Raw genomic sequence first — 9649 nt, forward strand, 5'->3', positions numbered from 1 at the left:
TTCACCGAATACGGCGTCGAAAGCCTGCTCAACCTCATCGAAATCCATCGCAGCAGGCCAAAATAGGCCTGCCGCGGCCTACGCCGGATGATTACGATTTACCTCGATTGAGGCGATATCGCATCGCAGGCGGAGATCCTCGTGGGGCCTGAGCGATCCTGTCAATCTCTCGAATAAGCAAGGAGCAGGTCGCTCATTGCGGGCACTGTGCTATTCGGGCGCTATCCCAGCCGTCTTTAGGACCGCGGCCCAACGTGGGATTTCCTGCGCAACCAGCTCGCCTAGGACCTCGCCACCACGTTCTGCCGGCTTAGGCAGGAAGAAGCCAAGCTCGATCAGTCGAGCCTGAACCCCTGGGTCCGCCAACGCGTGGTCGATGGCAACCGCGAGCTTGTCGCGGATGGCCGGCGGCAGGTCCCGTGGCGCAAATAGCCCGTTCCAGGTTGAAACCTCGAATCCTGGCAGGCCGCTTTCGGCAGCAGTTGGCACGGCGGGGATGATCCCGACACGCTCGCGCGTGGCGACGGCAAGAGCCTTCAGGCTTCCGGAATTGATCTGAGAAATCGCACCGCTTAGCGAGATGCAGCTGAAATCCGCATGGCCGCCGACAAGGTCGCTCATAGCCTGCGATCCGCCGCGATAGGCAACCCGCACCGCGCGCGTGCCCATGAGGTCGTGCAACAGCGTGCAGAAGGTATGGGTGGGTGAGCCGACGCCGATATGAGCCTCCGCCAAGCCCTCGGGCTTGGCGCGCAAAGCGGCTTGCAGGTCTACCAACGTAGTCCCGGGGAAATCACGGCGGGCGACGACCACAGCCGGAACGGAGGCGACGAGGCCTATGGGCGTGAAGTCGGTCAACGGCCGATAGCCGAGGCTTCTATACTGTGAAACGGCGACCGCGTGCGTGCCCATGTTGCCCATGATCAGCGTATGTCCGTCCGGTACCGCGCGCGCCAAGCGCCTAGCTGCGAGGGTACCTGCTGCGCCAGCATCGTTCTCGATGAGCACGGCTCGGCCGAGCGTCTTCGCGAGATGCTCGCCAATGATCCGGGAAAGCGTGTCGTTGGTCCCCCCGGCCGCATAGGGCACCACGAGTGTGATAGCGCGCTGTGGAAATTGAGATGCGGCATCTGCGAGGGCAGGGCTGATGAGGCCGCTCAAGAGACAAGCGATCAGGGCTGCGGGCTTCACGAGATGATCCTCCGCTTGGCCGCGTCGCGCGGCTCTATCTGTTCACATCCGGATGTTGTGATTTTGCGATCCGGCGGTCCATGATGGATTTCGGCGACATCGATACCGGATCGGGTATGGACTAGCTGGACCATCACCTTCTTCGGAAGTTCCTCGCCGTTGCGGAGGAAGGGCCGGTCTCGCGCGCCGCCACGCGACTGGGCATCGAGCAACCGCCACTCAGCCGCGCGCTGCACAAGCTCGAGACACGTATCTGCTCAAAGCTGTTGGTGAGGCGCCCGCGTGGCGTAGAGCTGACTGAAGCTGGGTGCATATTCCGCGATGGCGCCTTGCGGCTCCTCCAGGAGACGGAGCGGATTTCCGAAACAACCCGCCAGACTGCACGGGGAGAGCGCGGCCGGCTCGCGATCGGCGTCACTGCGACCAGCGCCCTGCACGCGACGCTTCAAGAACAGGTGGGGCGGTTTCATGCACGCTACCCGGATGTGGCGCTCACCCTGCAGGAGGGCCAGAGCGCACAGCTCGTGGACGCTCTGCGGAGTGGAAAAGTCGATGCGGCTTTCCTATGGACGCCCCCGGCCGACGGCCTCAGGAGCTACGACATGATGCGGGAGCCGCTCGTGGTGGCGGTTCCGCAAGCCGTTGCACAACGCCTCGGCACTGAACCGATCCGTATCTCTGCCCTCACCGATATGACCTTCATCGTCTACAGCCGACGCGACGGTTTCGGGCTCTTCGCGGCCACAATCGCCGCCTGCCACCGTGCTGGCTTTTCGCCGCGCTTCGGTGTCGAGGCTCCGCGGCTCAGCGCCGCCGTCGCCATGGTAGGCCTTGGGCTTGGTGTGGTCCTGCTACCGCAGACGCTCCGCATGATCGCCCATCCCGGTGTTGTATATTTGCCCTTCTGCCCGCAGGAGCGCCTCGCGACGGAATTGCGTCTGGTTATGCCTCTCCAGCTTGATGGCGAAGCAGCTGCAAAGTTTCGGGCGTTTGTTGAGAATAATCGTGTTTCCGGGGAAAACAGGTAACCAACCTCAAACGATCCGGACACGGTGCCCTCGCACCACGAAAGCGGAGGGGCTCTTTCATCCACGTGACGGACTTTGCGAAGACGGCCCTGACACGTGGCTGAGGCCTCTCCTGCCGCCTGGTCTCAGCCCGCCATTTCGCGTTTGCTCGCCGCGTAAACGAGAAGGTCCACTATGGACAAGGTGAGAACGGCCACCGCCTGCAGGGAGGTCGCTGCCGAACCGATACGGTTCGGGCAAGTCCCGCAACGAGCGGCAGGGCGGCGAGGTCGAGGTAGAAGAGCGAATTGAGCACGGGGGACGCCGAAGGCCCGGGTCTGAAGCGACACGATCTTGCCGACGAAGGCGATGACGAAGCTGGAGGACTCTGCGATGAGGAGCCCGAACAATGGCAGGAGCAACGAGGCCAGCCCGTCGGTCGACACGCCGCGAAGGAACAGGACCATGCCAGCGGCGTAGAGGATCGTCACTAGCTTCTGCCGGCCCGAGCGTTCCGCCAGTGCGCCTCTGAACTTTTGCAGCGGCAGGATGGAGAAGCCAATGACGGATGCTAGCGGGCTGGTCTCGCCCGACCCCTCCGCCACGCGATCGTGATCGAGACCGAAGGCTCAACCTACCGACTTCGCCAGCACTCAAACCTCGTCCCCTCGCACGTCCGCTCGAAACCCGCAGTTACACCGCGGCCGGCCACCGAACGTCGGGGCCGACAGCGGGGAACACCCATCTCAGATTACGACTTCGGCTAGCCACCGACCCATCCCCAACTCGGCCGGCTAGAGAAAACCGGATGGCCATAAATGGGAAAGGTCCGCTGGGCATTGACAGCGAGGCAGCAGAACAGCATCGAGGCCAAGAGACCTGCGCGCCAGTCGAGGCCGAAGGGCGGCGCCTATAGCATGGCGAGACCGATCCCGAAAGGCTAGGCCATCAGCATCAGCCCCATGGCCATGGAGGCCGTTGGCCCTCTGAACCGGTCCAGCACCATCTTAGTGCCGGTGATGGCGATCAGCGCCCCACCCACGCCGGAGACGATCTGGCCGACTAGTGCCGCGCTGAGATCTGGCGTCATGGAGCGCAGGATGCCGCCCAGACCCCATGCGACCGACGCCCGCCAGCAGCACCGCGCGGACGCAGAAGCGCGCGAGCCGGATGCCCACTGGCAAGGCCATGACGATAACGGCCAGCGAATAGGCGCCCATCAGCGTGCCAAGCGAGGCCCAGTCCACCACGAGCGTTCCGACCAGTAGCGGCCCGAGCGCGCAGATGGCCTGCAATTGCTTACCGATGGACATGTGCGCCATGGCGCGCACGCCTACGTCGCTCCTGTTCCGTGCCAACATCAGGCCCTTCGAGGCCGGGCTTCTAACCCGGCGCTTCCGTGGGACCACGATCGTCCCTCGCCCGCCACGCCCATTCAGGCGTGGTGGTCCGCATCCAGAGCCGGTCAGTCTCCGGCAAGGGCTTCGGGCACTTTTTAGAGCCACGAAGATTATTCAGCCGCCCCAGGCAATCCTGTCAAATCGCGCTGCAGTTCTGGCCACTAGCGCATTTTTTAGAAATATTCTAATCGATACGAGCCGACTCTCCGATCGCGGCCCGCGAGCACAAGAGGGAAAGGATGAACCCTACCCAACCGTTCTCAGCCAGCCACGTTTGGCCGCACCGCTTCGACGGGTTCTCCATAATCATTCATTGGGCTTTCGCTGGCGCAATTGCCGGCACCTACTTGCTTGGTCTGCTGAGGGAGCTTGGGCCTCGTGGGCTCAAACGTGAGTGGCTCCTGGTGACCCATTCGCCTCTTGGAAACTGCCTGATCGCTTTAGCGCTATTGCGGATAGTATGGCGGATGAGTGGCGCCACTCATAGGGCGGAGAACACGACGATCACAGTCGCGCGGCCCGTTCAATTTGTGCTCCACGGAGCCATGTTCGGCGTTCCGATCACCGGTCTGAGACATGTGCGCGCGAAGGGCGGCACGGTATCGTTCTTGGACCTCCTGGAATCGCCCCCACTGCTTTCTCCGAACAGGTCGATCGGCATTCCGCTCAAGGGGGTTCACGAAGTGACGGCAGACGCACCTGGTGGCCATATGGTGCTTCATGCCGGAGCGGCGCTCTTGCATAACTTCATCCTTCGGGTGGTGTGCTTGCGAGCAAGCTGCGATGGTCAAAAAGCCTGAACCACCGAGGAGGTCGCATGTTGAGCCATTCAGAGCGTCATCTGGTGGAGCGCATAGGTTGGCTGCGCGCCGCCGTACTTGGAGCCAACGACGGGATCATCTCAACAGCAAGCCTGATGGTCGGAGTGGCAAGCGCATCGGCTTCATCGGAAGAGGTTATTGTGGCGGGTGTTGCTGGCCTGGTAGCCGGCGCTATGTCGATGGCTGCCGGTGAATACGTTTCCGTCAGCTCCCAGTCCGACACCGAGAAGGCCGATCTAGAACGCGAGCAGCGGGAGCTGGACGTTCAGCCGGAACTCGAGCTGAACGAACTCGCGAAGATTTACGAGGCCCGCGGCGTGGAACCGGCGCTGGCACGAACTGTGGCCGTACAGCTTATGGCTAAGGATGCGCTGGGCGCGCACGCTCGCGATGAACTCGGGATCACAGATACCGCAACGGCGCGACCTGTCCAGGCGGCGCTCACTTCTGCAGCAACCTTCTCGGTGGGCGCTGTTTTGCCTCTGCTGGTCGCTCTTGTCGCTCCAACACAATGGGCCTCGAGCGCCATCCCCGCTGGCTCGCTTCTATTCCTCGGGCTGCTAGGTGTAGCAAGCGCAAAGGCAGGCGGAGCAGACTTGCTAAAGCCGACAGCGCGCGTCGTGTTCTGGGGCGCATTGGCGATGGCGACAACAGGTATCGTTGGTGCCCTTATCGGGCGCGCTGTGTGAGCCGAAGAGACCATCGATCAAAGGCTGGCAAAGTATGGATCGGCGAACTGAAGGTCTTCTAGTTGCAGGGATCGTTATTGGCGGCGCGGGCGTCGGTGCGTTTTCGGCACTACTGCTCGACGCTCACTTGGTGTCGCGAGAGGCGTTTTTTCCCTTGCAACCGATGCTGCTCGGGGCACTGGCAGGCATCGCAATAGCCACGCTTCTTTATCTGATTGGTGCCCAGCGCGACCATTAAAGTCGTCGCTTGCCCGACAATGATCAAGCCGCCGTGGTTTCGCTTCGCCGAGCTCTTTCATCGCCGTCCCACCAACCAGTCAACGGCAAGCCTCGCCGTTCACCAATATCGGCTCTTCATCCCAACCTGGGAAATCGGGCAATGGCAGTCCTTCTTTAACCGCACTGCGGCGCGGGCTATCACGCACTTGAATGCGAACAGGCAGGCTAGGGCATGCCAGTTGATCGCGGGCGGCAAGGGGAAGCGCGTCAATGGGTAGGCGTTTTCTAATGTTGATTGTGAACTGGTGTGAGCGAAAGGTCTTATGCAACCTTCGGCGGCAAGACGACGCCTCGATAAGAGGCGAGTTGGTTTTGTCGGCCACGATACGCCTTTAGCCAACCGCATTCGTTTACAGCTCTGACATCTGGCTCTTGAAAGTACGCGCGATGAGCGAAAACCGTAACAGCGCCCAGATATCCGCTCCCATGCACAATATCATAAGACTATTACGGGGAATATTCGATTCTCAACAGGCTAATTACATTGGCGCTATGTGCATGGTTACGTGCGTCGCGTTTTTTACAATCGACATTGCGCTCGATATAATTAGGATATCGCAGGGTGAATTCATATTCACGAGTTATGATACGACGCATTTTACGCTTGAAATCATTGCCGTTCTATGTCTCGTCTATGCATTTCTGAACGTCGTTAGGCGACTGCAGCAGGCACGTCGACAGATTGACGCCAGCAGGTCCAAGCTTGAGTCCATTCGACAGGACTTCCGAGAGATTTTCGAGGGCAAGTGCAAAGCCTGGTCGTTGACTGCGGCTGAACGAGATGTGGCAATTCTGCTTCTCAAGGGCCTGCCGCTTGCAGAAATCGCAGAGGCGAGGAAAACGGCCATTGGCACGGTGAAAGCGCAATCGTCGACGATTTTTCGAAAGGCCTCGGTCCGGTCGCGGCCGGAGCTCATGAGCGTCATCCTCGATGATTTCCTGGAATCTTCTGACCGCTAGGCTCAGTACCTGTTAATTCGCTCGCGAATGTGAGTCAGAGTCCCTTTCGGGGAGGCTTTGGTGAGCGAACTAGTCCTGCTGAACGAGCGCCAAATAGCTCGGATCACTCCGTTTTTTCCTCTGACCCACGGCGTGCCCCGGGTCGATGACCGACGTGTGGTCAGCGGGATCGTGTACGTGATCAAGCACGGCTTGCAGTGGAAGGACGCGCCGAAAGGCTACGGCCCGAACAAGACGCTCTACAACCGCTTCATCCGCTGGAGCCGCATGGGGGGTGTTCGACAGCATCTTCGCGGGGCTGGCTGGAGAAGGGCCGAAGCCCGAGCGGATCATGATCGACGCGACGCACCTCAAAGCGCACCGGACGGCGGCGAGCCTGCTCAAAAAGGGGCTCTTTCCCGCTGTATCGGCCGGACCAAGGGAGGGCTGAACTCCAAGCTCCACGCCATATGCGACCAGATGGGGCACCCACTTGTGATGCTGCTCACCGAGGACCTGACGAGCGACCACCGGAGCGCGAAGCTCATGTTGGCCGCGCTTCCGCCAGCCGAGGCGCTCCTCGGCGACAGGGGATATGATTCCGGCTGGTTCCGCGCCGCGCTCGCGGAAAAGGGCATCGGCGCCTGCATTCCATCGTCCAGAAGCCGAAAGGTCGCGATCCCGCACGACAAGGCGCTCTACAGACAGCGCCACAGGATCGACAACATGTTCGGCAGGCTCAAGGACTGGCGGCGCCTCGCCACCCGCTACGATCGATGCGCCCACGCCTTCTTGTCGGCCATCTGCATCGCGGCTGCCGTCGCATTCTGGCTCTGACCAATGAGTCCTTAGCCTAGCCGAAGCTACTACTGGGTCTCCAAGGCATCATCCGCGGCAAGCCGGCTCGAACGACAATCCAGGACAAGGCCGCCCCTTGTCCGCTCGATCACGTCAACCGAGTGTTCCATGCCCAAGCGCCGGATCGTCTGTGGCTCTCGGACTTCACCGACGTCTCGACGTGGTCTGGGTTCGTCTATGTAGCCTTCGTCATCGACGCCTACGCGTGGCGCATCGTGGGATGGCGGGTCAGCCGGACTGCCCATGCCAGCTTCGTCCTGGACGCGCTCGAGCAGGCCCTCCATGAGCGAAGGCCAGCCAGCAAAGCTGGGCTTGTGCATCATTTGGATCGCGGATCGCAATACGTCAGCATCCGCTACACCGAGCGCCTGGCAGAGGCTGGCATTGAACCCTCCGTTGGCAGTGTCGGCGAGAGCTACGACAATGCCCTCGCAGAGACCATCAATGGGCTCTACAAAGCCGAACTCATCCATCGCCGCGGGCCTTGGCGGAGCTTCGAGGCGGTCGAGTTCGCGACGCTGACCTGGGTCGACTGGTTCAACAACCGCTGCCTCCTTGAGCCCATCGGTGACATCCCGCCCGCCTAAGCCGAGGAACGCTCCTACGCCTCGTTGGCAGAGACAGCGATGGCCGCATAACTTAAGACAAGCGGCCTCCGGCAAAACCAGGGCGGTTCACCGGTTGACATCATTATGCAAGCGATGCACTGGACCGTCATTCGGCTGTCTTCTGAAGCTTGGAACTACGAGGCTTGAAATGCCTAACGATGGCAGCAGTCGATCGACATGGCCGTCCCAGCGACCCGCGTAGCTTGGTGAAGCTCACGGCATCGCCGCGGTGGCGATTACGAGGTGAGCTATGTTCGCACCATTTCGCCATGGCCTTGCCGCGTCCGCCCTTCTGCTCGGGCCAATCATTGCCCTGTCCTCAGCCGTCTTGGCTCAAGGCTGGTCTCGGCCATTGGGCGATCAGATGCCTGAAGACATCAGACTCAACGCCCAACTGACTGAGTTCATCCAGGGTTACCCCAGCTTCAGGGCGGCCTATAGCGGCCAGAACAGCCTCCCGGCAGGTGGGCAAGTTCGCCAGACGACTAGCATCACCGCTTTTCTTGGAGTTCGCCTGCCTTGGACAGGGGGCGAATTTTATTTCAATCCCGAATATTTCCAAGGCTTCGGTTTGGGCGAGACCCTCGGCATCGCTGGCTTCACAAACGGGGATGCACAGAAGGCCGGCAACCGGGTCGGCGTCCTATCGGTCGCCCGTGCCTTCTGGAGACAGACCTTCGCGCTCGGTTCGGAAACGGAGTGGCGTGCAGGCGACTTCAACCAAATTGCCAGCTACGTGCCGACGGGGCGGGTTGTGATGACCGTCGGCAAGTTCGCAGCTTTAGATATCTTCCAGACGAGTTCATATGCAGGTGATACACGCCGTCAGTTCTGGAACTGGTCGATCTGGTCGTCCGCAGCTTGGGACTTTGCGGCTGACGTTAGAGGCTACACCCAGGGGGTGGCTGTTGAGATCATCCCCAATCCCACGTTGGCCATCCGCTACGGTGCCCTGCTCTTGCCATCACAGCCGAACGGCGGGCAACTGCCTATGCGGCTTAACAATCTCAACCATATTGTTGAAATTGCCTACCAACACAATTGGTTTGGTCGTCCGGGGGTCATTAAGCCCTTCGCCTTCTATTCGCTTGGGAACATGGGCAAATACACTCAAGCGATCAGCATCAGCGGGCTCGGGGTTCTCGATCCAGACTCGGGAATGGCAATGACCCGGCGTTATGGAAATCGTAAGTGGGGATACGGTGTTCTTTTGGATCAGGAAATTGCGGACAACATCGGCGCATTTTTGAGGGCGAACTGGAGTGATGGCCGGACTGAGACAATCGCGTTTACACAGATCGATCGCTCTGTGTCTTTCGGACTCTCCTTCAAGGGCGACCTATGGAATAGGCCGGGCCACTCAGCTGGAATTGCGGTGGCGCAGAACGACCTATCGCGCTTCCATAAAGACTTTTTGGTTGCTGGAGGAACGGGGGTCATCGTCGGCGACGGGGCGCTCCGCTACGGCTCAGAGAGACTGCTGGAAACGTACTACGAGTTGCCCGTATTCCGAGAAAACTTATTCATAGCGGCTAATTACCAGTTGATCCACAATCCCGGTTACAATCGAGATCGCGCCGGCCCTGTCCATGTTCTCGGGATGCGCATACATTCGCGCTACTAGGCTGATTGGCACTCTCTTGGCGTTATGCATGTGCCGCTACCCATCTCTCACCAGAGGGGCCCCCAGTACCGTGAATCTGTGACATTTGAGGCGCCTTTTATGCTGATGACGTTTGACGTTGCCCCCGTCGAAGCCCTCTGACGTTGCCCCCGTCGAAGCCCTCGGTTTGAACTGGACTCCGTCGAAAGGAGACGGAGATGAAGAAGAGCCGGTTCACGGAAGACCAGATCATT

General features: G+C 60.4%; 10 protein-coding genes and 2 pseudogenes. 8 read left to right on the plus strand and 4 right to left on the minus strand.

The window, feature by feature from the left end; genetic code table 11:
• Positions 1 to 210: 210 nt before the first annotated feature.
• Positions 211 to 1191 carry a Bug family tripartite tricarboxylate transporter substrate binding protein gene (locus tag C8P69_RS22840; RefSeq protein ID WP_108179741.1) on the minus strand — a complete coding sequence of 327 codons (981 nt, stop codon included), beginning with the start codon at positions 1189 to 1191 and terminating at the stop codon, positions 211 to 213.
• Entirely contained in the window at positions 1188 to 1403 is a 216-nt protein-coding gene (locus C8P69_RS23670; protein ID WP_146167440.1) for a hypothetical protein, read from the minus strand. The genes C8P69_RS22840 and C8P69_RS23670 overlap by 4 nt, the downstream gene beginning before the upstream one ends.
• Between C8P69_RS23670 and C8P69_RS24630 the strand changes: the two are divergent.
• Together C8P69_RS24630 and C8P69_RS22845 are read left to right on the plus strand one after the other, a co-directional pair.
• Positions 1389 to 1439: pseudogene (locus C8P69_RS24630) on the plus strand (hypothetical protein); the annotation flags it as partial. The gene C8P69_RS23670 and the pseudogene C8P69_RS24630 sit on opposite strands and share 15 nt — an antisense overlap.
• Before the next feature lie 81 nt (positions 1440 to 1520).
• Positions 1521 to 2219 (plus strand): LysR substrate-binding domain-containing protein, encoded by a 699-nt coding sequence (locus C8P69_RS22845; protein ID WP_146167441.1) that lies wholly within the window; start codon positions 1521 to 1523, stop codon positions 2217 to 2219.
• 125 nt (positions 2220 to 2344) lie between these two features.
• Here C8P69_RS22845 and C8P69_RS22850 read toward each other — a convergent pair whose 3' ends face one another.
• Both C8P69_RS22850 and C8P69_RS24020 read right to left on the minus strand, forming a co-directional pair.
• Positions 2345 to 2803 carry a hypothetical protein gene (locus C8P69_RS22850; RefSeq protein WP_108179743.1) on the minus strand — a complete coding sequence of 153 codons (459 nt, stop codon included), beginning with the start codon at positions 2801 to 2803 and terminating at the stop codon, positions 2345 to 2347.
• Positions 2804 to 3138: 335 nt separating this feature from the next.
• Positions 3139 to 3288, minus strand: coding sequence for a hypothetical protein (locus C8P69_RS24020; protein WP_170118371.1), 150 nt, complete (start codon positions 3286 to 3288; stop codon positions 3139 to 3141).
• A 549-nt stretch (positions 3289 to 3837) separates the two neighbouring features.
• Between C8P69_RS24020 and C8P69_RS22860 the strand changes: the two genes are divergently transcribed.
• From C8P69_RS22860 to C8P69_RS22885, 6 genes and pseudogenes are all read left to right on the plus strand, one after another.
• Positions 3838 to 4398 (plus strand): cytochrome b, encoded by a 561-nt coding sequence (locus C8P69_RS22860; protein ID WP_108179745.1) that lies wholly within the window; start codon positions 3838 to 3840, stop codon positions 4396 to 4398.
• Between the two features lie 17 nt (positions 4399 to 4415).
• Entirely contained in the window at positions 4416 to 5108 is a 693-nt protein-coding gene (locus tag C8P69_RS22865) for a VIT1/CCC1 transporter family protein (protein WP_108179746.1), read from the plus strand.
• A 666-nt stretch (positions 5109 to 5774) separates the two neighbouring features.
• A complete protein-coding gene (locus C8P69_RS22870; protein ID WP_108179747.1) occupies positions 5775 to 6347 on the plus strand; it encodes a helix-turn-helix transcriptional regulator in 573 nt (190 codons plus the stop codon).
• A 60-nt stretch (positions 6348 to 6407) separates the two neighbouring features.
• Complete coding sequence (locus C8P69_RS22875; RefSeq protein ID WP_245902215.1) at positions 6408 to 7163, plus strand: IS5 family transposase; 756 nt, start codon at positions 6408 to 6410, stop codon at positions 7161 to 7163.
• 32 nt (positions 7164 to 7195) lie between these two features.
• Positions 7196 to 7771, plus strand: a pseudogene (locus tag C8P69_RS22880) (IS3 family transposase); the annotation flags it as partial.
• Positions 7772 to 8042: 271 nt separating this feature from the next.
• The gene (locus C8P69_RS22885; RefSeq protein ID WP_108179748.1) at positions 8043 to 9416 is read left to right on the plus strand and encodes a carbohydrate porin; all 1374 of its coding nucleotides are present in this window, start codon (positions 8043 to 8045) and stop codon (positions 9414 to 9416) included.
• Positions 9417 to 9649: the final 233 nt, after the last annotated feature.

Source organism: Phreatobacter oligotrophus, from assembly GCF_003046185.1.
GTDB lineage: Bacteria > Pseudomonadota > Alphaproteobacteria > Rhizobiales > Phreatobacteraceae > Phreatobacter > Phreatobacter oligotrophus.